Origin of the sequence: Streptococcus danieliae, from assembly GCF_013415245.1 — a bacterium.
In the GTDB taxonomy this organism is placed as follows: Bacteria; Bacillota; Bacilli; order Lactobacillales; family Streptococcaceae; genus Streptococcus; species Streptococcus danieliae_A.
On record NZ_JACBXX010000022.1, the window covers coordinates 20,331 to 46,699 of the forward strand.

Annotated in this window: 32 protein-coding genes; all 32 read right to left on the bottom strand. The window is 44.5% G+C overall.

The genetic code is table 11. The features are described 5' to 3' along the window. Nucleotides 1-19: 19 nt before the first annotated feature. Nucleotides 20-304, bottom strand: a complete 285-nt coding sequence (locus HZY94_RS00195) for an energy-coupling factor ABC transporter substrate-binding protein (RefSeq protein WP_160331925.1) — start codon at nt 302-304, stop codon at nt 20-22. Then, nucleotides 301-1,038, bottom strand: a complete 738-nt coding sequence (locus HZY94_RS00200) for an energy-coupling factor ABC transporter permease (RefSeq protein ID WP_179924495.1) — start codon at nt 1,036-1,038, stop codon at nt 301-303. Before HZY94_RS00200 ends, HZY94_RS00195 begins: the two co-directional genes overlap by 4 nt. Before the next feature lie 4 nt (nt 1,039-1,042). Beyond that, the gene (locus HZY94_RS00205; protein ID WP_160331927.1) at nt 1,043-1,744 is read right to left on the bottom strand and encodes a cobalt-factor II C(20)-methyltransferase; all 702 of its coding nucleotides are present in this window, start codon (nt 1,742-1,744) and stop codon (nt 1,043-1,045) included. A gap of 3 nt (nt 1,745-1,747) precedes the next feature. Then, a complete protein-coding gene (locus HZY94_RS00210) occupies nt 1,748-2,518 on the bottom strand; it encodes a sirohydrochlorin cobaltochelatase (RefSeq protein ID WP_160331928.1) in 771 nt (256 codons plus the stop codon). Further along, complete coding sequence (cobA, locus tag HZY94_RS00215; RefSeq protein ID WP_179924479.1) at nt 2,515-3,954, bottom strand: uroporphyrinogen-III C-methyltransferase; 1,440 nt, start codon at nt 3,952-3,954, stop codon at nt 2,515-2,517. Before cobA ends, HZY94_RS00210 begins: the two co-directional genes overlap by 4 nt. Before the next feature lie 3 nt (nt 3,955-3,957). After that, the gene (cobK, locus tag HZY94_RS00220; RefSeq protein ID WP_179924480.1) at nt 3,958-4,716 is read right to left on the bottom strand and encodes a precorrin-6A reductase; all 759 of its coding nucleotides are present in this window, start codon (nt 4,714-4,716) and stop codon (nt 3,958-3,960) included. Continuing rightward, entirely contained in the window at nt 4,713-5,438 is a 726-nt protein-coding gene (gene cobJ, locus HZY94_RS00225; RefSeq protein WP_160331931.1) for a precorrin-3B C(17)-methyltransferase, read from the bottom strand. Before cobJ ends, cobK begins: the two co-directional genes overlap by 4 nt. A 71-nt stretch (nt 5,439-5,509) precedes the next feature. Continuing rightward, nucleotides 5,510-6,574: a cobalt-precorrin 5A hydrolase gene (locus tag HZY94_RS00230; RefSeq protein ID WP_160331932.1), complete on the bottom strand. Its 1,065-nt coding sequence runs from the start codon at nt 6,572-6,574 to the stop codon at nt 5,510-5,512. Further along, nucleotides 6,561-7,334: a cobalt-precorrin-4 methyltransferase gene (locus tag HZY94_RS00235; RefSeq protein WP_160331933.1), complete on the bottom strand. Its 774-nt coding sequence runs from the start codon at nt 7,332-7,334 to the stop codon at nt 6,561-6,563. The genes HZY94_RS00230 and HZY94_RS00235 overlap by 14 nt, the downstream gene beginning before the upstream one ends. An 8-nt stretch (nt 7,335-7,342) precedes the next feature. Further along, nucleotides 7,343-7,900, bottom strand: coding sequence for a decarboxylating cobalt-precorrin-6B (C(15))-methyltransferase (locus HZY94_RS00240; RefSeq protein WP_160331934.1), 558 nt, complete (start codon nt 7,898-7,900; stop codon nt 7,343-7,345). Then, a complete protein-coding gene (locus HZY94_RS00245) occupies nt 7,845-8,504 on the bottom strand; it encodes a cobalt-precorrin-7 (C(5))-methyltransferase (protein ID WP_179924481.1) in 660 nt (219 codons plus the stop codon). The genes HZY94_RS00240 and HZY94_RS00245 overlap by 56 nt, the downstream gene beginning before the upstream one ends. After that, complete coding sequence (gene cbiD / locus HZY94_RS00250) at nt 8,495-9,640, bottom strand: cobalt-precorrin-5B (C(1))-methyltransferase CbiD (RefSeq protein ID WP_179924482.1); 1,146 nt, start codon at nt 9,638-9,640, stop codon at nt 8,495-8,497. Before cbiD ends, HZY94_RS00245 begins: the two co-directional genes overlap by 10 nt. Before the next feature lie 3 nt (nt 9,641-9,643). Next, a complete protein-coding gene (locus HZY94_RS00255) occupies nt 9,644-10,318 on the bottom strand; it encodes a precorrin-8X methylmutase (RefSeq protein ID WP_228064515.1) in 675 nt (224 codons plus the stop codon). Continuing rightward, nucleotides 10,284-10,958: a precorrin-8X methylmutase gene (locus HZY94_RS00260; protein WP_179924483.1), complete on the bottom strand. Its 675-nt coding sequence runs from the start codon at nt 10,956-10,958 to the stop codon at nt 10,284-10,286. Before HZY94_RS00260 ends, HZY94_RS00255 begins: the two co-directional genes overlap by 35 nt. A gap of 33 nt (nt 10,959-10,991) precedes the next feature. Continuing rightward, on the bottom strand, nt 10,992-11,930 hold the full coding sequence (cbiB, locus tag HZY94_RS00265; protein WP_179924484.1) for an adenosylcobinamide-phosphate synthase CbiB: 939 nt from the start codon (nt 11,928-11,930) through the stop codon (nt 10,992-10,994). 1 nt (nt 11,931) lies between these two features. Continuing rightward, nucleotides 11,932-13,287: a cobyrinate a,c-diamide synthase gene (locus HZY94_RS00270; RefSeq protein ID WP_179924485.1), complete on the bottom strand. Its 1,356-nt coding sequence runs from the start codon at nt 13,285-13,287 to the stop codon at nt 11,932-11,934. Nucleotides 13,288-13,447: 160 nt separating this feature from the next. Beyond that, a complete protein-coding gene (locus HZY94_RS00275) occupies nt 13,448-13,900 on the bottom strand; it encodes a cupin domain-containing protein (RefSeq protein WP_160331941.1) in 453 nt (150 codons plus the stop codon). After that, on the bottom strand, nt 13,873-15,006 hold the full coding sequence (locus tag HZY94_RS00280; RefSeq protein WP_179924486.1) for an ethanolamine utilization protein EutH: 1,134 nt from the start codon (nt 15,004-15,006) through the stop codon (nt 13,873-13,875). Before HZY94_RS00280 ends, HZY94_RS00275 begins: the two co-directional genes overlap by 28 nt. 89 nt (nt 15,007-15,095) lie before the next feature. Further along, the gene (locus tag HZY94_RS00285; RefSeq protein WP_179924487.1) at nt 15,096-15,380 is read right to left on the bottom strand and encodes a EutN/CcmL family microcompartment protein; all 285 of its coding nucleotides are present in this window, start codon (nt 15,378-15,380) and stop codon (nt 15,096-15,098) included. 9 nt (nt 15,381-15,389) lie between these two features. Then, nucleotides 15,390-15,986 carry a hypothetical protein gene (locus tag HZY94_RS00290; RefSeq protein ID WP_160331944.1) on the bottom strand — a complete coding sequence of 199 codons (597 nt, stop codon included), beginning with the start codon at nt 15,984-15,986 and terminating at the stop codon, nt 15,390-15,392. A gap of 10 nt (nt 15,987-15,996) precedes the next feature. Continuing rightward, complete coding sequence (gene eutD / locus HZY94_RS00295) at nt 15,997-16,626, bottom strand: ethanolamine utilization phosphate acetyltransferase EutD (RefSeq protein WP_160331945.1); 630 nt, start codon at nt 16,624-16,626, stop codon at nt 15,997-15,999. 13 nt (nt 16,627-16,639) lie between these two features. Then, on the bottom strand, nt 16,640-17,239 hold the full coding sequence (locus HZY94_RS00300) for a hypothetical protein (RefSeq protein WP_160331946.1): 600 nt from the start codon (nt 17,237-17,239) through the stop codon (nt 16,640-16,642). 38 nt (nt 17,240-17,277) lie between these two features. After that, entirely contained in the window at nt 17,278-17,550 is a 273-nt protein-coding gene (locus HZY94_RS00305) for a BMC domain-containing protein (RefSeq protein ID WP_160331947.1), read from the bottom strand. Between the two features lie 16 nt (nt 17,551-17,566). Beyond that, nucleotides 17,567-17,854 (bottom strand): BMC domain-containing protein, encoded by a 288-nt coding sequence (locus HZY94_RS00310; protein ID WP_160331948.1) that lies wholly within the window; start codon nt 17,852-17,854, stop codon nt 17,567-17,569. A gap of 18 nt (nt 17,855-17,872) precedes the next feature. Continuing rightward, nucleotides 17,873-19,366, bottom strand: a complete 1,494-nt coding sequence (locus HZY94_RS00315) for an acetaldehyde dehydrogenase (acetylating) (RefSeq protein WP_160331949.1) — start codon at nt 19,364-19,366, stop codon at nt 17,873-17,875. Nucleotides 19,367-19,372: 6 nt separating this feature from the next. After that, nucleotides 19,373-19,867 (bottom strand): BMC domain-containing protein, encoded by a 495-nt coding sequence (locus HZY94_RS00320; protein WP_160331950.1) that lies wholly within the window; start codon nt 19,865-19,867, stop codon nt 19,373-19,375. An 18-nt stretch (nt 19,868-19,885) separates the two neighbouring features. Further along, nucleotides 19,886-20,539, bottom strand: a complete 654-nt coding sequence (eutL, locus tag HZY94_RS00325; RefSeq protein WP_179924488.1) for an ethanolamine utilization microcompartment protein EutL — start codon at nt 20,537-20,539, stop codon at nt 19,886-19,888. Between the two features lie 13 nt (nt 20,540-20,552). After that, a complete protein-coding gene (gene eutC / locus HZY94_RS00330; protein WP_160331952.1) occupies nt 20,553-21,458 on the bottom strand; it encodes an ethanolamine ammonia-lyase subunit EutC in 906 nt (301 codons plus the stop codon). 15 nt (nt 21,459-21,473) lie between these two features. Next, nucleotides 21,474-22,844 (bottom strand): ethanolamine ammonia-lyase subunit EutB, encoded by a 1,371-nt coding sequence (locus HZY94_RS00335; RefSeq protein ID WP_160331953.1) that lies wholly within the window; start codon nt 22,842-22,844, stop codon nt 21,474-21,476. 14 nt (nt 22,845-22,858) lie between these two features. Then, nucleotides 22,859-24,295, bottom strand: a complete 1,437-nt coding sequence (eutA, locus tag HZY94_RS00340; RefSeq protein ID WP_160331954.1) for an ethanolamine ammonia-lyase reactivating factor EutA — start codon at nt 24,293-24,295, stop codon at nt 22,859-22,861. 98 nt (nt 24,296-24,393) lie between these two features. Further along, nucleotides 24,394-25,800 (bottom strand): histidine kinase N-terminal domain-containing protein, encoded by a 1,407-nt coding sequence (locus HZY94_RS00345; protein WP_179924489.1) that lies wholly within the window; start codon nt 25,798-25,800, stop codon nt 24,394-24,396. Continuing rightward, the gene (locus tag HZY94_RS00350; RefSeq protein WP_179924490.1) at nt 25,790-26,365 is read right to left on the bottom strand and encodes an ANTAR domain-containing response regulator; all 576 of its coding nucleotides are present in this window, start codon (nt 26,363-26,365) and stop codon (nt 25,790-25,792) included. Before HZY94_RS00350 ends, HZY94_RS00345 begins: the two co-directional genes overlap by 11 nt. Between the last annotated feature and the right edge of the window lie 4 nt (nt 26,366-26,369).

Here is a 26,369-nt window from a genome sequence, read left to right on the forward strand (position 1 = left end):
GCTCATCTCCTTTCTCTCGCTACTCAGCTACCTGCTTCTTCCCCCGATAATAGCCTAGAATATAAAAAATAACTGCTGCACCAAAACTCCCCTGTAATGTAAACAAGAGACTTTCCACCTCCGATCCAGCGGGTTCAAAGATTGGCTGAAACCAAGGTTGATAGTCTGAATAAATTTCTGTAATCAAACTTTCAGCAGCTGCATCCGTACCACCGAACTCCACTCCTCTAGGAGCTAGATAAAACGCTAGTAAAATCAATGTGACAACTCCTGCTAACAACAATAAGCTAGATTTTCCTTTCATCTAAAAACCTCCTTAAATACAGGCAAACTATCTGATAGCAGGTTATAGAAAACCACAGTCAATAATCCTTCAACAATCGCTATCGGAATCTGAGTCATCAAAAAAACTCCTAAAAACTTGACCAAAGAACCTCCAAAGCCGCTCACCGGATCTGGAAAAACTAAAGCCAACTGAACAGATGTTGTAATATATGTTGCCAAGTCTGCAAAGGCTGCACAAAGAAATAATGAGACTTGTTGTGACAAATGAAGACGTCTTGCCACACGATAACTAGCAAAACCGACAAATGGACCTGCAACGGCCATTGAAAAAGCATTGGCTCCCAAAGTCGTTATCCCACCATGGGCTAGGAGCAAGGCCTGAAATAGAAGGCAAATGCTCCCTAACACACTAATCACAGACGGACCAAACAAGGCTGTTCCGAGACCAACTCCAGTCGGATGTGAACTAGAACCAGTTACTGATGGAATTTTTAAAGACGAAAGAACAAAGACAAAAGCCCCAGATAAAGCTAGCATAGTCTTGGCAGATGGATCCCGATGAATAACCCTGCGAATTTCTTTAATCCCCAATAGAAAGAAAGGAAGAAACACAATAAACCAAATCAATGACCAAATAGGGGGAAGGTAACCTTCCATAATATGCATAGCAGACACATTCTCTTGACTAAGTAAGGTCAGTAAACAAACGAGAACAGGCACAGCAAGGACTTGTTTCTTGCGATAGTTTCTCAACATATTAATGACTCCTCTTTGTAACTAAAACTGTACTGAAATAACTTAAACCAGCTAAATCATGTACAGAAGACAGTGGGCTTTTGATTTCTTGATCCTCCATAGCCACTTTACTAACCAAATGACTAGTCTCCAATAAATCCAAACGTTCCAATAAAGACCGAACACGATCCATATGATTCGCAACCTTCATAATGACAACTGTATCGTGAAGAAGCAAGGCCTGCTCCAAGGTGTCCTCCGATGCTGTAGCAGGGATCACAGCTAAGGACTGGTCATCCATTGTTAAGGGTAACTGCAAAGTCGCCGCCAACTGGATAAAAGAAGGAATCCCAGATAAGGTCTCTGTTTCAATGTCTGTTCCGATCCTCTCTAACAGATAGCTATAAGTACTGTAAACCATCGGATCACCTAAGGTCACAAACCCTACATTCCACCCGTCCTTTACATCACTAATAATTTCACGCGCAATAGCGGACCATTGATTATTCTTTTCTTGAAAGGAAGAAATCATCGGAAAATGCCGTTGTTTAATACATAGCTGTGGGGACAAGTGTGGTTCCACAATACTCAATGCTAAACTTTTCCCATTTTTTCTGGACTCTGGTGTGTAGAGAATATCAAGATTCGCCAAGCACTGAACAGCCTTCACTGTCACGAGATCACTATCTCCTGGTCCAACACCTATACCATAAAACTTTGCCATAAGTCATCCCTTCCTTCTACGTTGAATATGCTCCACAAAAAGATTTTGAATCCACGGTCTTTCTCCAAGCCCCGTCAAATCAATCTCAACTTCAAATCCCTCTTCTCTTAGACGACTAGCCCAGGAATCTTCTTCTCCTGCCAAGTCATTTTGGGCATGGTCCCCTGCCACCAACATAAAGGGAACTAGGCGAACTCTGTGAACCACTCCCTCTCGTTTCCAATTGGCTATAATTTGCTCAAAATCTGGGTAACTTTCAACACAAGCCAATGTTAAAGAAGAACCTTGAAAAAAATGATCCATAGCCGCATAGGACGTAAAAGAGCTATGCGAACTGCCATGCCCCATAAATAGAGTCACTTCTTCACACGAATCTGTATGATAGGCGGCTATCAATTCCTCAGCAACATGGCGAAAATCTTCTTCCCTAACTAAGAGAGGATCACCTACCACCAGTTTTTTAAATTGTTCTATATAAGGTTGGCTGTCTGTCAAAATTTTATGGTATTCCGAGCCAGGTATGATATGTAGCGGCTGAATAAAAACCTCTTGAATACCTGTTTCTAACAACTCCAAAAGAAGTTCTGCAACAGACGGAATTCGAATCCCCTCCAGTCTTTCAATCTTCTTCCGAACCATGCCCGATGTATAGGCTGAATAAACCATTTCTTGAGGAAATTGAGCTTGAATCCGCTCTTCACAAGCTTGAATCGTTTTTATTCGTGTTTCTCGGTAGCTAGTACCAAAGCTAACCACAGCAATTGCTTTCTTCATTTAGCGCTCCCCTCTTCACTATATACAAATAAAGTCTCCACCAAACTCTGAAAATCCGGTCGCTCAGAAGATACGATATTCTTGTAGCCAGCTTCCTCCATTAAGGTACGGGTTCGCTGCCCCATTACAAAAACAGGGATATTACAATGAGCAGTTGCAAGCCCGATAAAGTCGCGTGCTGCTCGGCTATTTTGCAAACAGACCGCAGAAGATCCGGAGAAATAGTCATCCTCGTCCATAGGTGCCACTTCCCAACCATGCGTTACACAAAGTCTCTCCTGACCGTAATAATCTGCCAACTCTTTCTGCTGATCTAATGAACAATAAATTTGATAATCCTTATTTTTTACTAATTGAGGATCACATAGATACGGGCTCTGAGAGTCTGGATAAAGTCCTCGCTCTTCCATAAAACTCTGAACTAGGTGACCCAAAGCCCAGATTTTGTTCTCTGCAAGTGAACGAATATCTCTAGCTTCTTGCCTCAAATCCTCCACAAAAAGTTGCCAGCTTCCAACATCAGCAAAAGCTAAGATTTCCGACGAGGAGTCCGATACGAACGAAGGTAATTTTTTCATATTTTTTCTTCTAGGGAAACTCCTCACCTGTGCTCCGTAACTTCTTAATAATTCAGATAAACGAGAAGCTCCTTCTTGAATTAGGATTGATTGTCCTTTTAAGGGCAGTGATTCATAGGTATTCAAGTCTTGGCTAAAGTTAACCACATCCCCTACTACAATCAGACATGGAGTTTGGTAATGTGCTTCCTTCACAAGAGCGAGGATTGTTTCTAATGTCCCTATTAAAGATCGTTGCTGGGGATGTGTCGCCCATTCAATAACCGCTACAGGTGTTGATAGAGGATAATTTCTTGCTACCAACTCCCCAACAATAGTTTCCAATCTTCCCAACCCCATTAGAAAAACAAGAGTCCCTTTTAAGGCCGCAATTGCTTCCCAGTTGAGCGCTTGCTCCTCATCTTGAAGGTGGGCTGTAAATACATGGAAGCTGGTTGCCCGATCTCGATAGGTCATTGGAATCCCTGAATAAGTGAGTCCCGCCATTGCTGAAGTCAAACCAGGAATCACTTCAAACGCAATTCCCTCAGCTTTCAACCTCATAGCCTCCTCTCCTCCACGACCAAAAATATACGGATCTCCACTCTTTAACCGGACAACCTTCTTACCAGCCTTAGCTTCTTGGATGAGAATGCCCTCGATCTCCTCCTGAGAGATTGTTTTCTGTCCCACTTCCTTACCAACAAAAATCCTACGACAGCTCCTTGGTACGTAATCCAGAAGAGCAGGATTTACCAAACGATCATAGACCACCACATCTGCACCTTCGAGACATCGTCTTCCTTTTAGGGTCAAAAGTTCCAAATCTCCGGGACCAGCCCCCACTAAGCTAACACAACCTTGGAAATCTTTCTGCATGGCCTACATCCTTTCCGCACCTAAATAATCTTCCAACTCCTCCAATGTCGATACCTGATTGGGATAATTCACAAGCGGACGAGCAATAATCAGACATGCTATTCCCAGTTCCAAGCAAGTATCAATCTTCTCCCGAATTCCGCCAACTGCTCCGCTCTCCTTAGAAACAAATACCTGAGCTTTCGCTCGCTTCCACAATTCTCGGTTACATTCTTTGGAAAAAGGAGCCTTTAAAGCATCAATCTGATCTGCTACTAACCCCAAACTCTCACAATGAGCTACTACTTCTGAAGTAGGAAGGACACGCGCTTGGAAACGTACATTTGGCAGACCAGCTACAAATTGGTCAAGCGTCTTACTACCAGTCCCCAAGTAAACACTGGTAAATCCCTGCTCCCGAATCCAAGCAATCGCTTCCTGTGTTGAATGGACTACTTTGGCACCAGATAAGTCAGTTGTAGTTGGTCGCTCAAACCTTAAATAGGGAATTTGAGCTAGATCTGCGGCTCGTATAGCTTCTTTAGAAACCAAGTCTGCAAAGGGATGAGTAGCATCTAAAATCCCCCGAATTCCCCTATCCTTCACCAAAGCTAGCATTTGTTCAGCTGTCATACGCCCCTGAATAACAGGCTGTCCATATTGAGAAGCTAAATGCCTCCCATAATCCGTGACAACCGAAGTAATGACCGGTAGATTTAAACTAGCAAAGAGGGCTAAAATCGATTGACTATCAGAGGTCCCACCTAATAGTAAGTAGGTCATAGCCGGTACCCCCGAGGAGTGATCATACGGCCATTTTTAACATAGGTTTCTTTATTCCCAACAATCACAATCGAGGTCATATCTACCAAAGTCTCATCCACCTCATCAAGTCTGGTCACAATCATCTCTTCCTCTTTCCGGCCAACATCCTTCCCAATGCCAACAATGGTCGCACCCGCTTTACCCGATTCCAAAATACTTAAAGCTCTAGCCAGATGATCAGGGCGTCCCTTACTTCTAGGGTTATAAAGACAGACTACAAAATCCCCGTCAGCAGCTGCTTTTAGACGCCGCTCAATCATCTCCCAAGGGGTCATCAAGTCACTAAGACTAATATGGCAAAAATCGTTCATCAAAGGAGCGCCTAGTAAGGCAGCTGCCCCTAAGCTCGCTGTAATACCCGGAATGACTCGAACCTCCAAGTCAGAGTCTTCATCCAACAATTCTAAAATCAATCCTGCCATCCCATAGACCCCAGCATCTCCACTGGAAACAACAGCTACAGTCTTCCCTGTTTCTAGTGCTAAATCAATAGCCTTTTGACAGCGGTCTACCTCTTTACGCATTCCTGTTGATACTTTTTCTTTGCCTTCTAATAGATCCTGAATCAGGCGCATATAGGTTGCATAACCAACAATAATTTCAGACTTTTCCAAGGCTTCCAAGGCTTCTTGAGACATCAATTCCTTCTTGCCTGGTCCTAAACCAATTACATATAACATCTATCTACTTCTCCTTTATGAGTTTTACCGATTCAAAAAATAAGAGGACTTTATGTGCTTTAGCAGTATTGTCAGCAATCAAAAGCTTTGGCATCAGCAAGCGCAAAGGTAGCTCCCTGGAAAGCAAAACGCTGACTCAAGACTCGCCCATGACTCGCAAGATCTGCACTAGCAAGAGCCACACTACCGACACCAACCGTTTGCCTTACAAATTCTGATTGGGGATAGTTAGCAGCCACCAACTGCAGTTGCTCTTTCGAATACGTTTCAAAAGGAATTTGCAAGCGTTCTGCTAATTGACAAATAGCCTTTTCCTCTTTTTTAACATCAATACTTACAAGACGAGCTACTTCTCTTGGATCAATTCCTTGTAGTCGGCAAAATGTGTGAAATCCCTCTTCAAAAATTGCTGGATCTAAATCCTTACGTGCCCCAACCCCTACTAAATAAGGCTTCGGGCAAAGACAAACCTGTTTTTCCCTTTCTGAGTACTCTTGCGGCTTTAAGGTCAAAATAATCAATGGGAGATTTTCATCCTTTAGTTTATCTATCTCCTCGCGATCAACCATCTCTAATCCAGGAAGATTTTCTAGCCAATCTTTTTCTTGGTAACAAGCAATCGACTGACCCTGTGCTAGCCAACGATTAAAGGGAACAATGTAGGGGCGAAGGGCCGGTGTCCAAGCATTTAGAGACTTGGCTAATAGGTCTAAGGCAGTAACTCCTTGGACATCTGTAGCCGTTGTGATAACTGGATCTGCCCCAAGGAGTCGCCCAATCGTCCGAGCCCAAGCATTGGCTCCTCCTAAATGACCACTTATAAGACTAATCACATGTTCTGCTTTCTCATCTAAAACAAGAACAGCGGGATCTTCCGTCTTATCTTTGATGACAGAAGCCAGTGAACGGACCACAATCCCTGTAGCCATAATGCAGATAAGGACATCAACCTCTTGAAAGAGTCTTGCAAGTCCTGCCTTGGCTCCGCCTTCCAAGAGATACACCCCTTCTTCCCACAACCGTTGAGGAACTATAATCGAACTCGATTGTGGCAATACAGAAGCGAGACGAAAGGCTGTCTCTTTTCCCTGCTGCGTCAAAGCGACTATCGCCACTCGTGACCTAGGATTCATCATCTATTTGTCCTTTACGAAATTCATGTGCAAACTGTTTATGGTAAAGTTTAGAATAGTAAAATTCTTGACCAAGAAAATCTCCTACGAGAATTAACGCAGTCTTTCGAATTCCAGCCTCCCGTACCTGATCTGCAATTGTTTCTAAGGTTCCCTTGACCACCTTTTCTTCTGGCCAGGTTGCTTTATAAATTACAACTGCAGGAGTTGTTCGAGGATAGCCTCCTTGAACCAATTCCTCAACTACCGTCTCAATCCCTTGAACGGATAAAAAGATCGCCATAGAAGTCTGATGCTGGGCATAACTTCTCAAAGATTCCTTCTCCGGCACTGGTGTTCTACCGGCCATTCGGGTGATAATAACACTTTGCGATACCTCTGGAACGGTATACTCTGTCCCTATACTAGATGCTGCCCCTAAAAAGGAACTAACACCTGGAGTACAGTCAAAATCAATTCCTCTCTTTTTCATTTCCTCCGTTTGTTCACGAATAGAACCATAGATAGAGAAATCTCCGGTCTGTAGACGTACCACTTTCTTGCCCTCACGGACACCTTTCTCCATGGCGTCAATAATCTCCATCAAATCCATACCAGCACTATCGTAGATTTGAACGCCATCCTTGCAGTAATCTAGCAATTTTGGATTTACAAGAGAACCAGCATAGATGACCACATCCGCTTGACTCAACTGACGGTAGCCCTTCAAAGTGATTAATTCAACATCACCAGGACCGGCTCCTACAAAGTGTACTTTTGTCATGACTCTCCTCAACTTTCTTTTTTGCAGGATAGAATAAAGGTGGGATTTTGTGGTTTAAAATAATGTCCCGATCCCAGTCCAGTCCACTGACTTGATTGAATCGATACAAATTCTACATCTACCCACGACATGGAGTCTGCAATTTGATAGGCTTCTAAAGCATTTTCCAATAAGATAAAATTTAAAACCAATCGGCCACCTGGATGTAATAAGCCATGACACCAGGAAAAAATATCCGCCATCTGTCCACCAGTGCCTCCAACAAAGATTGCATCAAAATAACCCGATAGATCCACAGGTGCTAAACCTGAAATCACTTCAAGGTTCTCACATTCAAAATGAGTTCGATTTTTTTGAATCAACTGAACCGCTTCTATTTTTCGCTCAATCGCAACGACTTCTAATTGCGGATATTCCAAGGCAGCCTGGATAGAGATGCTCCCCGTCCCAGCACCGACATCCAAGAAACGTTTGGCTGTCCGTAAGTCCAACTTATCAATCGAGACCGCCCTAACATCCGCTTTTGTCATTGGCACCTTGTCCCGTAAAAATAGAGAATCTTTCATTAATAATCACCACCACATTCATGTCATACGTACGGTCTTCAACTTCTTCAGCGCTATAGATTTCAATCCTTTCTTCGGGATAGCTTAAATTTTCTCCAATGATAAAGTACTTTTGACAACCTCTCATCAAAGATTCCTGAGCTAGTTGATAGGGTCCGATTTTTTGATCGGTTACCATAAAAACTTTCTCAAGAGCAAAAATACGATCATAATCGGGATTTTTCGCATGGCTGCTCGTAATATAACTATCATTCAAGGGTAAAGAAATGCGACTAGCCAAATACTGAATCGAACTAATACCTGGCCAAATGCGAACACTTGTAGGAAACTTCTCCGACAACCACTTTCCAAGACCGTAGATTAAGGGATCTCCCGAAACCAGATAGACTAGATTTTGCTGCGGCATTTCTTTACTAAGAAGTACTGCTAAATCTGCCAATTTCTTGGGAGCTATTAATTCTTTGTGTCGATAAATATCGGGGACAACCGCTAGATGCCGCTTGCTTCCAATAATTTTATCAGCCTGCTGAAATAGTCGATCCTGTGATAGAAGCCCCAAGTCCGGATTCCCGGGACCAATTCCAATAACATCAATCATTGCCACTCCTTTTGTAAGTATTCCAAAGGCTCCGTTGAGGCGAGATATCCTGTCCGAGAAGCAAAGAGAACAACATCAATCTGGACCTCTGGCTTCCGATTTTTAACAAGTCGGAGACAACGTTGTTGAATCTTGTCAACCAGAACCTGATACAGATACTGGTAGCCTGCCTGCTCAATCAAATCTCCAGCAGCCTCTGTTGTTAAACAGGCATCAATATCCCTTAACAAAGGCAAAGGAGCTCCCAGCAGGGCCAAATTAGCAACCAGTGTCTCCATACGAGCATCAGCGTCTTTGCTATGAGTTGAAAAAACTCCTGCTGCAATCTTGACAAATTTTCCCATATGCCCCACAAGCAAAACCTTCGTAAAACCAATTCTTTGAACCTCCTTCAGAATATGGCCTACAAAATTACTCATATTGACAATCAAATGAGGAGAAATTGAAAAATGCTCGCGAACAAAAGCTTCTCCGTAATTCCCAGGGACCAGTACAACTGACCGATGTCCCTGTTGATACAACATTGAAAGTTCTAGACTAATAGCTGCCTTCCAACTATCCTCTGACATCGGATTGACGATACCAGTAGTCCCCAGTATCGAAATCCCACCCTCAATTCCCAGTCGAGAATTATAGGTCAGTTTTGCAACCTCTTCTCCCTCAGGCACAACAATTTCCACATGACCCCCAAAATCTGAACCCAATAATGAACGTAGCGATTCTTCAATCATTCTTCGTGGGGTCGGATTAATAGCAGCCATACCAACAGCTAGAGGCATCCCTTTCTGCGTAATTCTCCCTACACCGATACCACCCTCAATGGTGATAGGTGTATTTTTCCTATCTAGCCGAAAATAGGCGTAGATAAGCAGACCATGAGTCGCATCAGCATCGTCTCCGCCATCCTTTCGGATAGCTGCCCGTGCTCTATCTCCGTCAAACCAAGCATCCTCCACTTGCATCCAAACATCCTGACCGGAAGCAGTACGAACCAAAACACGCTCTACCAAATCTTGTTCCAAAATCATCTGCGCAGCTGCTACACTAGCTGCTGTTGCACAAGTCCCGGTCGTGTAACCTTTCCTGAGTTTCTTTCCATTGACATATGCATAGTCAGAACTTTGATCTATTCCTCCCACCATTCTCTACCCCATTCTTTCTGCTAATGCATTTACAATTGCAGCTGCTACTGTACTTCCTCCTTTTCTACCAAGAGCAACAATAGCGGGTAAAGAGCTAGCATGTAATTGTGCTTTCGACTCAGCAGCCCCCACAAAGCCTACAGGGACACCAATTACAGGTACCGGATCCAATTGTCCTTGATCTACTAGCTCCAAAACTTTAAAAATAGATGTTGGTGCATTTCCAAACACAAATAGCTTGGGGCCTGGGAGAGCAGCTGCATGCTCAACAGCGGCCATAGAACGCGTAATCCCCTTCTCTTTGGCCTCTTTAAAAATCTCTGGGTTATTTACTAAACAACGGTACTGAACACCCAACTTATCCAATAAGGAAGTCCGAAAACCACCCAAAACCATCGTCGTATCTGTAAAAATCGTCCCCTTTTTTCGAAAAACCTCTTGAATTGCTTCAATAGCTTGATTAGAAGACTGAATCGTTTCTAAATAATCAAAATCTGCTGTCACGAGTAAAACCCGTTTTAACATCCACTGAAAAGTCTCCTCTAACTCCTCCAGCTCAGGATACTCTTCTGCTAATCGTTGCTCAATCCATAATAGTTGATCTTTGTCCTTTGTCGATTTATGGTAGCCCATCTCTAATCCCTCACTCCTGATTTTGCTTTGTAGAATAGCGGACATAGTCCTCTGTTTCCACCTGCCCTGCTTGATACAAAATGGCATTCAGCACAGCAACGACCAGGGTTGCCCCACCTTTATAACCTGCATTCACAATACTGGGAAGACTTGATTGACGGACAGCCTCCTTAACTTCTAGAACGTCTAGAAATCCAACTGGTAAAGCTAAGATAGCCGCAGCATCAAGTTCACCCGCATTCATGTTTTCTAATAAATAAGTCAATCCCTCTGTACTTTCTCCAAAAGCAAACAGTTTTGGGCCGGCAATCTCCTTGGCTAAATCAATCGCTTGCTGGGCCCTTGTTTTTCCAGACTTCAAACCACAGCCTTGTGGAACAAGACAGACATAGGTCACCCCCATCTTATCTAAAACTCGTTTATTAATCCCATTCAAAGAAATGGGGGAATCAAATAGGATCGTTCCTTTTTCTTGAAACACAGACAGAATACTCTCTATAGCATCTTGATGGAATTCCAAGGTTTGCAAATAATCAAAATCTCCCGTTGTGTGAATGCAACGTTTAATAATAGACTCCTCCATCTCCGATTGAAACTGATAATCAGGATACTGATCCCTAATCTCTGATTGAATGATTTGAAAACTTCGCTTTTCAATCGAAGATGGATTTTTTATATAAGACATGTAATTTCCTCCCCTAATTCTTCCATTACTGAATCAACCGATATAGACCTTGTATAAAATTCCTAATAGGAGTACAAAAAATTCTACTAGATACATCAGTTTAATGGAAAGAGTGATATCTCGACGTGAAATAGGACGTAATTCGTCTCCAATCTTAGGCTTATCAATCCATTCTCCATGATAAAAATGACCACCTCCGAGTTGGATACCAAGCGCTCCGGCCAGTGGAGCTTCTGTAAAAGCACTATTTGGACTAGCATGCTGATAGCGGTCCCTCCAACCGATTCTTAAAGCCTCTTTTGAATTCAAACGAAGAAGAACCGATGAAGCAATTAACAGAAACCACGTTAAACGTGCAGGAATCAAGTTAGCTAAGTCATCCATCCGAGCGGCTACATAACCAATTGTTTGATAGGCCTCGGTTTTATAGCCAACCATAGAGTCTAAAGTATTCACTGCCTTGTATACAAGAGCCAGTATAGGACCTCCTAAAAACAAAGCCATTAATGGAGCTACGATTCCATCTGAGGTATTTTCAACAACAGTTTCCACTGTAGCTTTAAGAATCTCTTCCTCCGATAAATTTTGAGTCTCTCGTCCTACAATCATTCCTACTTGTTGACGCCCAGCCACTAATCCACCCTGCTCTAAAGCGAACTGAACTTTCCGAGCCTCTAACTCCAAACTTTTAGCAGCCAAGCAGGTATAGGATAGATAAATCCAAACTAGCCAATAGAGCCAAGCATGGACTCTTTGCGCCAAAAATAGTCCAAGGCAAGCTACCAAATAAGTTCCCCCGACAGTAGAAATCCAGAGCAGAGCACCAAACACATGAGGATGAGTCTTTCTTAATGACCAGCCGAGGCAGTAAGAAATCCAGTTCCCCATCCATTTAACAGGATGAGGCCAGTGATAGGGATCTCCTAAACACATATCTAGGGCAACAGCAACCAGAATCGCCATTAGTTGCATCTCAATCCCTCCTTAAACGATGAAGCCATTGGTAGAACAAATTTTCTGACTGATAAAAATGAACATGCAGGTAGCTTGCAAAACTATTCCCTTTTTGATATCCCCCTTCCCAGCTTGCCACCCTCTCGCCATCTCGCCATTTTTCCAAATGTAATACTGGTTGCTCCTGCGTCTCAAAAATAGAATGGTGGAATTCATAACCTAAAACAATCGTTCCCTTCGGCCCAAATAAGGTATCCTCCTTGCAGACTGCTCGACAATACCCAAAGCGTTTCAACCGCTTTGTCATTCGACTGACTCCCTGAAAAATTCCGACCATGGAATGCAAAGCTCCTTCGACTTCCAAAAACTCCCCTAAATACATAAGACCACCGCACTCAGCATAGATTGGTTTTCCTGCTTGATGAGCTTCTAAAACAGATTGACGAAAAGAAACATTCTCCGCTAGCTGGTCTGCAAAAACTTCTGGAAAACCACCTCCAAAATAATAAGCATCAGCTTCTGGCAAACGGGTATCTCTTAAAGGACTAAATGGAACTAGAGTAGCCCCTACCTTTTCGAGCCAGCTCAAATTATCAGCATAGTAAAAGTGGAAAGCTTCATCCTTGGCATATCCCAAACGCAAGGGCAAAGAAACAGAAGTTGAAAAAGGAAGGGAAGCAGGGCGAATGTCTGAATCACAGCAAGCCAATATTCGATCGATAGCAATGGTCTCCAGAGCCCGTCGTCCTAAATCTAGAAAGAGTTGATCTAATTCTGCCATCTCTTCCTGAGGAACTAAGCCTAGATGGCGAGATGGGAGTATAAAAGAGTCCTCTTTTTTTAAATAGCCAAAAACTTCTACATTGGTATAACGTTCAATCGCTCCCTTAATCAACTCGAAATGCTGCTGAGAAGCAACACGATTGATAATGACGCCAACAATTGCGACATCTGGATCGAATTCAGCAAATCCCTTCACAACAGCTGCTGCTGAAGTAGAAGTCGACTTTCCATCCACAATCAAAATGACTGGAATCCCTAATCTCTTAGCCACAGCAGCTGATGACGCACAATCTCGATCCGTTCCTAGACCATCAAACAGTCCCATAACGCCTTCAACTAAAGCAATATCAGCCTGTAACCACCCCTCCTGATAGGTCCCTCTTAAAGCCTCTACATCTGGAATCATAAACATATCTAAATTCCGAGAAGCCCGCTGACTAATCCGACTATGGTAAGCTGTATCAATATAATCTGGTCCTACCTTATAAGGTTGCACCTTATACCCTTTTAAAATTAGTGCCTGGAGTACAGCTAAAGTAACGGTCGTTTTGCCAACTCCACTTGAAGTACCTGCTAAAAGAAATTGTTTCATCGCAACTCCCCCAGAAGAAAAAAAGGTGCTACAAAAAAATCATTTTTTGTAGCACCTTTGCTCTCCACTATTGATCTCCACAACGCTGTGGTGAGGTTCCAATCAGAATCTCATGTTATCTTTATTCTAATATAAAACCGCTTTCATGTCAATCACTAAATTAAGAATTTTGCCAATCTGCCGGATAGGTCACGTAGATAAAACGCGCTTTGTCCGCAACAGAGAACTGAATATCACTTCCCTTAGGAATAAAGAGCACTTCCCCGGGGCCGGCACTCATGACCTCGTCGCCGACAAGGATGTCTAAGCGACCCTCAATGATATAGTCAATTTCATCATAGTCTAAATGCCAAGGGAAGGTGGTCTTCTCCATGGTCATCAGACCCAGACCCAGGCGAGGACTTTCCTCTAGGGTTAGGAGGTCTCTTGTATAGACCTGATCTTTGGGATTGCCCGTATCCAGACGATCCTCTGGACGTACATCCAGGCTTGTTAAGGCGATGGAAGCTACGCCTGCCTTGCTAACCTTTTTAGCACCCACTTTTGTTCCTAATTCCTCTAGCAGAATTTTGCGAACCAACTCTTCTAGTTGGTGGCGTTCAACTTCACCCATTCTAGGTCTCCTTTACACTTCTTTTTTGTGAGGAAATAAGCCAAAAGAACTGCTGTTATTCCCCCTACTAATTTTCCAACCATCATTGGAACAATCATCTCTGGACTTTGACCGGCGGTAAAACCTAGATGGTCTCCGATTACAAAGGAGGCGGATACCGCAAAGGCAACGTTGATGATTTTCCCACGTCGATCCATGTCCTTCAACATCTGGAACATGGCGATATTGTTAGCCAGTGAAGCGACGAGACCTGCCGCTGCCACTTCATTCATCCCCAACGATTTTCCAATTGCGGATAAAGGTTTATTGGCAACTTTCGTAAAAATAGCTACCAAGCCAAAAGCTCCTGCCAGCGTTACCGCGATCGTTCCGACAACTTCAAAGGCTTCTTTCAAAATATCGGTCCCCTCAGGATACAGGCTGACCAGCCACTCATTCCCGGTTAGGAGTTGGGCAGCACCAAAAGCCAGACCTAGGGTCGCAATCATGACAATGATTTGTCCAAAAACTTCAAATCCCTTAATCATTTTTTCAGGAGCCAGGGAAAGACCTAGGAAGATAAGACCAGACACTAGAATAATCGGGATAAGGCTGACAAACAGTGTCCCAATCGTTAGGCCTGGAACCAAAAGACCTCCTAACAAGCAGCCAATCGGCACTGTTACAAGACCATACAGAATTCCTCGGGCCAATAGTGGTCGGTCGTCTTTTTCGATAATTCCCAAGGCGACTGGAATCGTAAAGACGATTGTCGGCCCCATCATCGACCCCAGAACATAGGCAGCAAATTGCCCTACAGCTGGATCCTGGGCGAGGCTCAGCGCTAGCGGAGCTCCTCCCATATCATTGGCAATAAAGGTGGTTGCAAATAGGGATGGGTCGGCCCCCACCAAACCATACAGAGGAACAACAATCGGTTTTAACAAATTTGCTAAGAGCGGTGCTACAACCATAATCCCAGCCATGGAGAGCGCCAAGGCTCCCATGGCCATAATCCCTTCTTCGAACTGCTCACTAAGTCCTAATTTACCTCCGATACACTTATCAATGGCACCGGCAATCATAAACAGGACCATGATATAAATGATGATCTCATTGATACTCATATTATCCTCATTTTTCCTTTAAAATCGAAGAGTGAGTGCCTGTTAAGATTCCTACTCAAAACATCAGACGCTCACCCCACTCAACTCTTTTACCCTGTTGAAGTATCCGCTTCCAGGGAAATTTTATCAATAATTCCGACAATCAACATGTCGATAGGAATCCCTTCTCGACTCAGACCGATACGTGCAGAACTTCCCGTTGTTACGAGAACCTGGTCTCCTTCGCCAGCCCCAATGGTATCTGCTGCAATCACAAGGTTTGTCGCAGCTTGCTTTCCTTCTAGTTGACGTTCCACCACTAGGAACTTCAAGCCATTTAAGCTCTCTTCCTTCCTAGTGGCCCACAAACTTCCTCTGACCTTTCCAACAAACATAAGACTTCCTCACTCTTCCAGCAAAATATGATGGCGCTTCAAGAAGTCCCGAGCCAAGGCGGTCACAATCGTTCCCGGTTCAAGCTTAAAGACAGCTCCGTCCTGCAGATTCATGTCACGTAGTTTCTTTTCCGTGATGAGTTGCTTTTTGGACGAATGAGAAGTGCTTTCCTGACCCTTAGGACTTGACTGGCTCAAATAATGACTGAGACTACCACCCCGAATCCCATAGGAAATCAATAGGCGTTGTGCTTCCTTGATCTTTTGAGCTAGAACTCTTGGGATAGACGAGTTAGATTCCAGTTCTTGAAACCAATCCACTATAAAAACGGATTTCCCTGCCAACATCCGGTAAAAGATTTCCTCCTCTAGGCCTGGCTGGGGAACAAGCTGGGATAAACGAAGTAAGGAGGCCAAGGGCAAGTCTTGAATCAACCAGTCATCCGCTTCATGACTGGTTTCCACTAAACGAAAACCTGCCTGGGCAACCTTTTCCCGCAATTCATCTGTTCCTCGGACACAAGCCCTTGGTAAGGATTCTTCTGCTTGAATCTTATCTAAAATACGGGTGGTCAACTCCTGAACCAGTTTCTCCATATCTTTCATCAGTTCCCCCTTAGTTTTTCTTCAAAATCCGCCCCCGCATGCCCTTCTTAAAGCCTGCCGCATTGGCTTCATCATAGTCAATATGCATATAGGTTGCAAACTGAGGACTTACCCGAATCACAACATCGTCAAAAATTAAGGGGCGTTCGCCGTAAACCTGAACTTGGACAATTTCATGATTGGAGACACCTGCTTTGGCTGCGTCTTCTGGCGTCATATGAACATGCCGCTTAGCAACAATGAGCCCCTGGTCAACCGAAAGTGAGCGGGTGCCATTCACGAGGACAAAACCTGGACTTCCATTGATGTCCCCACTCTCACGAATGGGAGCTTTAACACCCAAAGTTAAACAATCAGTTGCCGATACTTCAACCTGACTAGCCGATCGTACAGGACCAAGAATCACAACATTTTGGAAGGAACCTCTGGGACCAACCAGTGTCAGTCTCTCCTCGCAAGCATACTGACCCGGCTGTGATAAATCTTTGGCCTTGGTCAGCTGATAGCCCGGACCAAATAAGTGATCAAGTGCTTCCTGACTTAAATGGATATGGCGGCCACTAGCCTCTACTTCAAAGGTCGTATCCAGTTCCTCCTGGATACGCGACACAACTTTTTCTACTAATGATTCAAATACCACGGTTTCCTCCTCTTTAATCTTCCACCAATTGCCAAAGCAATTCTTCCAAATTCCGCAAGAGGTGAGCTAAGCGATGAGCAACCTCACCCTTTCCGTCATTTTCCAAATCAATCCTTACTTGACGAAAGAGACTATAGAGCTGGTACAACTCCAATTGCCACCGATCCAAGCGAAAATCGGTTAGGAGATGAGCTTTGTCCAATCCTTGATTGAGAATCGCTTCCCCCAAATCAAGATTTAGACCATTCCCATAATCAGCTAAATCATCTAGGAGGTGACCTTGATACATTTGCGTCAAGATGAGTCGATACTTCTCTAATTGCTGGAGACGGCTGTCTTCGTAAGCCTCATACAGCGACTTTTGGACGAACAAAATCTGAACCAATAAGGGCTCGATTCGATACAAAAAATGCTCAGGCTCTAGAGCCACCTTTTCAGAGGATTCCAAAGGCAATTCCTGCTCCTGTAGGAAAATCTGGATGTTCCGCTCTTTCAGAAAACTCTTAGCAGCCGGTGTCAAACGATCTTCCTTCCTTAACTCCAGCTGACCATCTCGAGAGAGAGCCAGCTCCTTTAGGATTTTACGAATTTTAGCTTCTGTATATACTGGCATCTTAATACTCCCTCAAGCTTTGGCTACAAGCTCCCGAGTTACTTGGGTAAAATAACTTCTACTTCCGCATGCGGGCGTGGAATTACATGAACGGATACCAATTCGCCAACATTTTCGGCTGCTGCAGCGCCTGCATCTGTCGCTGCCTTAACCGCGCCAACATCGCCCCGAACCATAACGGTTACCAAGCCGGCACCAACCTGCTCTTTGCCAACAAGTGTCACGTTAGCAGCCTTAACCATGGCATCGGCTGCTTCAATCGCGCCAACCAAGCCTTTTGTTTCTACCATTCCAAGTGCATTTGCGTTCATTTGATTTCTCCTTTACTTATTCAGCTGTTTTTGATTGGGGTAAAATAACTTCTACTTCTGAGTGAGGGCGTGGAATTACATGAACGGATACCAATTCGCCAACATTTTCGGCTGCTGCAGCCCCCGCATCTGTCGCTGCCTTAACCGCGCCAACATCGCCTCGAACCATAACGGTTACCAAACCTGCGCCAACCTGTTCTTTCCCAACTAGCGTTACGTTAGCAGCCTTAACCATGGCATCTGCGGCTTCGATTGCGCCGACTAAGCCTTTTGTTTCTACCATTCCAAGTGCATTTGCGTTCATCTGATTTCTCCTTTATCGTTAAAGATTTTTACTTAATTGGGCCAAAACACGTGTTACGAGTTCATCGAGCAATTCCTCACCAGCTAGACTGGTATCTACCTGACAACAAGCTTCCTTAACCTCTGCAACTTGGCGCTCGGCTTTCCGTAAGTCCGCCAATTCTTTTGTCCCATAGGCAATGCGCCGAATGTTGAACAGGTTTGCAGGGCTGACATTATCAGAAGTTGCACTGCCTCCAACAGCCCCACAGCCTAAGGTGAAGGCTGGGAACAGTCCCGTTGTAGCTCCGACACCACCCAGGGCAGATCCTGTATTGACCAAGAGGCGAGAAACTGGTTTTTTCAAAGAAAATTCTCGAATAATCGTTTCATCTTGAGTATGTAAGCTCAAGGTATGACCAACTCCCTCATGATGGAGGATCTTCAAGCTCAAGTCACAAGCTTCTTTCCAATCCTTGACGGTATAAAAACCAAGGACTGGCCCGAGTTTTTCATAGGAGTACGGGTGGCCTTTCCCAACCCCGGTCTCTTCTGCAATCAAGACACGCGCATCATTAGGAACGTCAATCCCCGCAGCCTTTCCAATTTCCACAGCAGGTTTTCCAACCATCCGCGGATTCATCATACCATTGGGTTGGATGACAAAAGCTCCCAACTTACGCGCATCCTCTTCCGGTACAAAGTAGGCCCCCTGCCGTTTAAACTCTTCAATCACTTGAGCCTTGCTGACTTCCTCAACGATAATCGACTGCTCGGAAGCACAGATAACACCATTATCGAAAGTTTTCGAATCCAAAATCTGTTGGACTGCTCGTGGAATATCTGCTGTTTTTTCAATAAAGGCTGGGCCATTTCCTGGGCCAACTCCGATAGCAGGGGTTCCAGAGGAATAAGCTGCTCGAACCATGGCATTGCCACCGGTAGCCAAGATTAGATTAGTGTCCTTATGCCGCATGAGTTCATTGGTAGCACCAATAGACACCCGGTGAATACAACTAACCGCCCCTTCCGGACAGCCTGCAGCCAAAGCCGCTTTATTAATAATCTCAACCGTTTCCTCAATACTTTTTAAAGCATTGGGATGGGGTGAGAAGACAATACTATTTCCTGCTTTTAAGGCAATCAGAGCTTTATAGATCACCGTTGAGGTTGGGTTGGTTGACGGAATCAGCCCCGCTACAACACCGACCGGAACAGCGACTTCTGTTACCTTGTTGACAGTATCCTCTCTGAGAATCCCAACCGTACGCATGTCTTTGATTTCTTCATAAATTCCCTGGGAGGCTAGGGCATTCTTGAGTACCTTATCCTCCCAGCGGCCAAAACCAGTTTCCTCTGCTGCCATTTTAGCCAGATGAACACGTTGTTCGTAACAGGCTTTGGCTACAACTTTAACAATCGTATCTATTTGCTCTTGACTCATCTGGGCCAAGATTTTCTGGGCTTTTTTAGCCTTCCGAATGTGGTTCCGCACTTCTTGGATTGAAACCAGATCCCTATCTTCAATATACATCCGATCCTACTCCTCTTCTACTATCTGCATCAAGGCTTCTAGCAATTGTTGCTTATTGGCAAATTTAATGTCCTTCTTGCTGAGCCCAATCCCCTTTTCCTTGTAAGCAAGACTTCGTAATTTCACAACCTTTAGTTTCTGTAACTGGGCCAAGTCATATTTGGGACTTATTACAGGAGTCCAGCTATCGTCATCAAGGACTGGCTCAATAGCAATCCCTTCTTCTGAAGCTTTTGTCATCAACTGCTCAGTTTGCTCATCTAACCGTGCAATGACATGGCTGGTCAGATAGTAAGGCTGTTGCTCCAAAGCTTCGCGTGCTGCTTCAACGGCTGCTCGAACCGCCCCAACATCGCCCGTTAGCTGAACTGTTTTCATCCCTGACTTAACAGTCTCGATATTAATTAACGAGATATTGGCTGCCTTTAAAGCAATATCCGCCGCCACTACCGCTCCTAAGAAGCCCTTGACCTCAATTAAACCAAGTGCTCTACCCGCCATCTCCATCACCTTCTATCCTTAGTATGTCCGCGAATCATCGGCAATGGATTCAACCGTGCGTGCAAAAGCATCACAGGCTGCGCGACAGGCTGACTGAGAACCGACCAACAACCCCCCGGCAAAGTTGGTCTCACTTGGTGGTCCATAGAAGGCTCCAATTTGTACATCTGCAGCTTTTAAAGCCGCAGCCAAACCAACCATGGCTTCTGCTGGTGGAGCAATGAGATAGGCAATCGCGGTTCCTTCTGGAGCATTGGCTGCGGCTGAAAGGTAGGAACCTGCCCGCGCGATACAGTGAGCAAAATAAGGAATACTGTTATCCTCATTCGCACTGATAAAGGCTGCTCCATTTTCAATTTCATAAACAATGACATCCAAGGCGCTGCGCACCTCTTCAGGATTTGGGCCAGCGACAATTCCAATGACCTCACCAGCCAGTTTTGTGGATGCATTTCCGGCTCCGGCATACATACTCCGAGCATAGACAATCTCTACATCAACAGCTTTTGTAGCTTCATCTAAGGCTACATAGGTCACATCATCTGAATCGGAGGTCACAATCCCCAGACTCCGGTGATGCGGTTTCAAGTCTAGTGAAGCAGCCAAGCCTGCATCCACATTTGAAATTAGGAGCGAACTGAGGACAGTTGCTGTTAAACGTTCTTTCTTCACGATTCCTTCCTCCTTAAGATTTCAAGTCTACACCAGACTTTTTATTGTCCAAAATCTTCTTAATCAACTCAGCGACATAGGCTCCTGCTTCAACCGCTGGCGTTCCTCCACGATGGATATTTGACAAAACGGTCCGTCGAGCTTCCGGCATGCCCATGGTTGGCTTATAAGCCAAATAAGCACTCATTGATTCAGCAGTTACCAGCCCTGGCCGTTCACCGACCAACATACAAACAACTTCAGCCCCCGTGAGCTCTGCGACATGATCCATCGCGCCAACCCGCGCATGTTTGATAAACAAGACTTCTGCAAAATCCAAACCAAAAACCTTCAATCCCTGCTTCAAGGCAGGCAAGAAGTCTGCCAAATTGGCTTCGATGGCCGAGGAACTGAGACCATCCCCTACAATGATTTGCACCTTAGCTTGTGGTCGACACCGATCTTTAATAATGGCTTGCTGATCTTCTGGGAAAATCCGCCCTAAATCGGGTCTTGTTAGGTACTCATCCTTACTCTGGGCAGTTGTATGGACAGGGATCATCCCCATTTTTTCTACAAAATCATCTGAAACGTAAGAGAAGACTGCATCCTGAGCAGCAGCATGGTCTGCTCGAAAGCGCAGAACTGACTGTGTCTTGTAGCGGGAACCAGCCCGCCACAATCCCAACCGAGCAGGGGTAAACTTTTTAATCTTCCGATAAGCTTCCTCGTTTAAGGCATGAGGAATTAAAAACTGCTCTTGAATATCCACTTCCGTGATATCCGGGATCATTCCGTCCTCAATGGAACTCTCTTCAAAATGAGGACTCGCTTGAGCCACTGGACTTTCTTCCACTGATTCTGTCACAGGTGCCACAGGACTTGTGGTCATTTCACTCAGCATTGACCGAATCATTTCTTTTAATTGCAATTCATCCACTAGACTATCCTCCTTCTATTGTGGTTGCATAAAGACAGAGCCGTCGCCACCAATATCTGTTAGGCGACCATCCTTCATCAAGCCCATCTTTTCCATCCACTCTTCAAACTCTTTGATTGGACGTTTGCCAAGCAAGTCCCTCATCGCAGCTGTTTCATGATAACCGGTTGTTTGATAGTTGAGCATGATATCATCACCATGAGGAATAGCCATGATATAGTTGACGCCCGCAGCCCCTAGAAGGACTAGAAGATTTTCTGCATCGTTTTGATCGGCCTTCATATGGTTGGTGTAACAAATATCACAGCCCATAGAAATACCTGACAATTTACCCATGAAATGATCTTCCAAGCCAGCCCGAATAACCTGTTTTGAATCGTAGAGATACTCTGGACCAATAAAACCAACCACTGTGTTAACCAAGAACGGATCAAAGCGTTTGGCAAAACCATAACAACGAGCTTCCATGGTCACTTGGTCAGCATCATAGTGGGCATCAGAAGACAACTCCGAACCTTGACCTGTTTCAAAGTACATGACATTTGGTCCAGCTGCAGTCCCGACTTTTAGGGCCGTATCGCGTGCTTCTTGAATAGTCTTCGCATCAAAACCAAAGGCTGTATTTCCCTTTTCAGATCCCGCAATCGATTGGAAAACAAGACCGGTTGGTGCCCCCTGGTTCATAGCTTCAATCTGAGTGGTTACATGGGCTAGTACACAGTGCTGGGTTGGGATTTGATACTCCTCAATAAAGTCGTTAAACTTGTGCAAAACACGTTTGGTACTTTCAACAGAGTCATCTACAGGATTCAATCCTAGAAGAGCATCTCCACAACCGTAGGCAAATCCTTCCATAGTTGAAGCCATAATCCCATCTGGATCATCGGTTGTATGGTTGGGTTGTAAACGCGAAGAAAAGGTTCCCGGACGGCCAATCGTGGTATTGGCCGTCTTGGTAATAACAATTTTTTGAGCACCAAGGATCAAGTCCAAATTGGTCATCAATTTAGCAACGGCAGCTACCATTTCTGAAGTCAATCCCCGTGATAACCATTGGATATCGGTATTGGTTGTCCGATTATCCAAAATCCATTCACGGAGCTCTTCGACCGTCCAATTTTTAATTTTTTCATAGGTTCGAAGATTGACATCATCAATAATAATGCGTGTAACTTCATCTTCCTCATAAGGGACAACTGGATTGTTGAACAAGTCTGATAACTTTAATTGTGCCAATACAACCTTGGCTGCCACTCGCTCCTCAGCAGATGTTGCCGCAACGCCTGCTAGTTGGTCTCCAGACTTATATTCATTGGCCTTAGCCAATACTTCTTTTACAGAAGAAAATTCATAGACACGTCCAAATAATTTTGTTTTCAAAATCATGAATGGCTTCCTCCTTAGGAATCAAAGACCAGCGTCTTAACAACCACTGGTAAAACTGAACCCGCTACAATCGGGTTGCCAATATCGATGTAATCTCCGTTTTGGACATCCACCGAATCAATACAAACGAAGGGATAATCAGCTGGCAGGCGTACAAAGAGACTCTGGCCTAAAACCTTAGCCATATCTTCCCTTAAAACAACGACTAAGGGGAGACCTTTAGCCAGGGTCTCAGCCATCCCAGCAATAATGGCATCCGCATACTCTTCAATTTTTACAAATGACGGACTGCGTTGCCCTTCTAGGGCCAGAGCCACTTGCTGGACCTCATTCTCCAAAGAAAACCAATGCAGTTTATCTTTAATAATTTGGGCCAAGCGGGAACTCTCGAGCTCTTCATCTTCTGCCGACAACTTGAGGACTGGAATATTACGAAGAGGTAGGGTATTTTCAATATAGGTAATGGTGCTGCCACTGACATCTGTTGTATGGCTCCCTGCTCCTACAACCGTAGCCCGGATTGTCTCGCTCGCCTGAATCACCGTTCGCTCTTTGAAAATACGCGAATGGGCCAAGGAGCGCCCCAAAAGAATACCGATATCTCCGTACAGATAGTCATCCAAACCCTGATCAGCTGCCAAAATTGCGTCTGCAACTCCGCCAGAAAAAGAAACACAGCTAATAACTTGATCCAATTTCAAGGCATGGTTGGTGACCAGTAAATCGTAGTAAGGACAAGTTCCCTCTAACCCCACAGCCATTTCTAGGACCTCTGTTAGAATCTGAACCAAACGGTTCAAATCTGAAGGATTGACTGTTTTACCAAGCTCCAACTGCAGCCCTTCCTGCTGAATAATTTGCTGCAGCTTAGGAGCAATATAGGTCAGGCGGTGACTACTTGGATCAAGCTTGATCAAGCGACCGCCGATATCAAAGCAGGCTGTATCCTGGAGGTCTCCTTCTCGAAACAAGGCCAGATTAGATGTGCCGCCGCCAATATCGATATTAACAATCGATGTATGATGCTCCTGAGAATACTGATGACTGCCTGCTCCCTTGCCAGCAATAATACTTTCCAGATCCGGACCTGCTGTTGCCACAACAAAATCCCCAGCATAACCGCTGAGTGCCTGTAAGACTTGAGCGGCATTCTCTTTCCGAGCGGTTTCGCCAGTGATAATGACAGCCCCCATTTGAATGGCTTCTTTTTGGATACCCGCCTTTTGGTACTCTCTTTGGACAAAATCCTTAATCTGATCAACCTCAATCAAGAGCTGATCCGAAATAGGCGTAAACAAAATGTCACTCTTGTACAAAACTGTTTTATTCGTTATATAGACACGTGGGATTGTAAAGACAGATGCAATATTTTCAACAGTTAGCTCTGACAGAACCAGTTGCGTTGTTGCAGTCCCCAGATCCAATCCCACACTTAGGATTTTTTCAGACATGAAAAACCTCCAAAAAAAAGACGCTCAAAGAAGCGTTCCCTATTTGGAACCTCTTCTTCAAGCGTCATTGCTTTCTCATCCACAACGTCGTAGCGAGATTAGTATTTAAAAGTAATCGTCGTTTCTGTCCCCCTTGGACCGGAACGACTTTTTAGTTTTCCAGATAACTTCCCTTGAACAAATCGTTGCACAAGAGTTAAACCTAGACGATGGTGACTTCCGTCACCTTGAATTTTATAACCGTTTCCATTATCGGCTACTAACAGTCTTATTATACCGTCTTTTTCCGATAATTGCAAGCGGATTCTTTTTGCCTGATCGGTTTTTTTGAAAGCGTGTTTAAAGGAATTTTGAACCAATTCATTAACCACTAAAGCCAGGGCTGTTGCACGACTACTTTCCAGAGAAATACGTGATTCTAATAAATAGTCCACCTGGACAGACTCACTTCCCCAAAAAGAGCGCTGAACCGATTCAACAACTCGTTTCAATAAGAATTCTAACCCAGCCGAACCACCTCCATCTGCTGCCAGCAAATCATGAATACTGACAACCGATAAAATCCGTTGCACGCCTTCTTCTAAGGCTGACTGGACTTCTGAACTTTCACTTTGATAGGCTTGCAACCTCAGCAAAGAAACCAGGGTCTGCAAATTGTTCTTCACACGATGATTGGCTTCACGCAAAGCCATCCGTTGCTCCTGATTTTTTCGTTGCAGTAAAGCTTGTTCTGTATTATCGCGATACTCCATTAAATAACAGGCGCGATCGGCTAAAAACTGACGTTTAATCTGGAAACTGTAGTGGCCATAATCCACCGAGGTCACAGATACATTCTTTTGAGATAAGAAGTCCATAAATGACACCGAATCAAGGACAAGGTTGTCATAATGCATGCCATAAATCGAATCCCGGTAAGCCAGCTGCTCACGATAAATACACTGACCCGCAGGATTGGCATACACCAGGTGGCCTCCTTGATTAAAGATAAAAACGCCATCAGACAAACAATCAAACAACTGAAAATCTTGCGCTAGATTCGATACCGTTGAATCTAAAAAGAGCGAGCGATTCTGAAAAAGGATTGGTGAACTAAACTGCCGGTTCACAGCCTCTACAATTAAAGCCCCAATCGTTTGTCCCTGCCAGGTAATCGGGTAAACAGTCTGATAAATGACCAAGCCTTCTTGGGACAGGGCTGACAAACCAATTGAGGCTTGACCTGTCTGTAGGGTCCGAATGACGCCGGGCTCATTCTCCAAATTGGCTACCTCGCCCACAACCTCATGGGTATAGAGACTAGGCCCCTCTAAAGGCTTCCGATGGTAGATGACCATGGCTTCATTGGTTTGATAAATGGTTTGAACATCAATGAAGACATCTTCCTGACGATGAGAGGTCCCCAGCTCCATTTCCGCAGCTTTGTCGAGCAGGTAACAAATGGCTTCTGGATCTAAGTCCGTCTGCTCCCGACACAATTGTTCTATTTTTTCCCTATAACTCATCGTGTAGCACCAATAATTTTGCAATCTCCGCCATCGGAACCCGCTTTTGCATACTGATTGTCCGAATTTGCTTAAAGGCTTCCGGTTCTGTCAGATGGTTCCGCGCCATTAATAACCCCTTGGCCTTTTCAATAATAATCCGATCCCCAATTTTTTTCGATAGTTTTTCCATTTCCTGAGAAAGTGAAAGGTCCTTTCTCCCCTTCTCAATACAGACTTCAATCATTGGGATTAAAGAGCGAGACTGTAAAGGTTTGACCAGGTAAGCACCCGCCCCATACGACTTCGCTTTTTGAATGTAAGAGTCATCGCTAAAGCCGGATAGCAAAATAACGCTAAGCGCTAGCCGATCATCCATGATTTTCTTAGTGGCTGTCAAACCATCCAACAAGGGCAATTGAATATCCATCATCACTAAATCCGGCCGGTATTTTTGGCAGTATTCAATCGCTTCAAAACCATCCGAAGCTTCAGCCACGACCTCGTAGTTGGCTATTTCCAAGAGATGGCGAATATCCAGCCTTACAATCGGATCATCATCGACAATGAGTATTCTCCCTTTCATACTA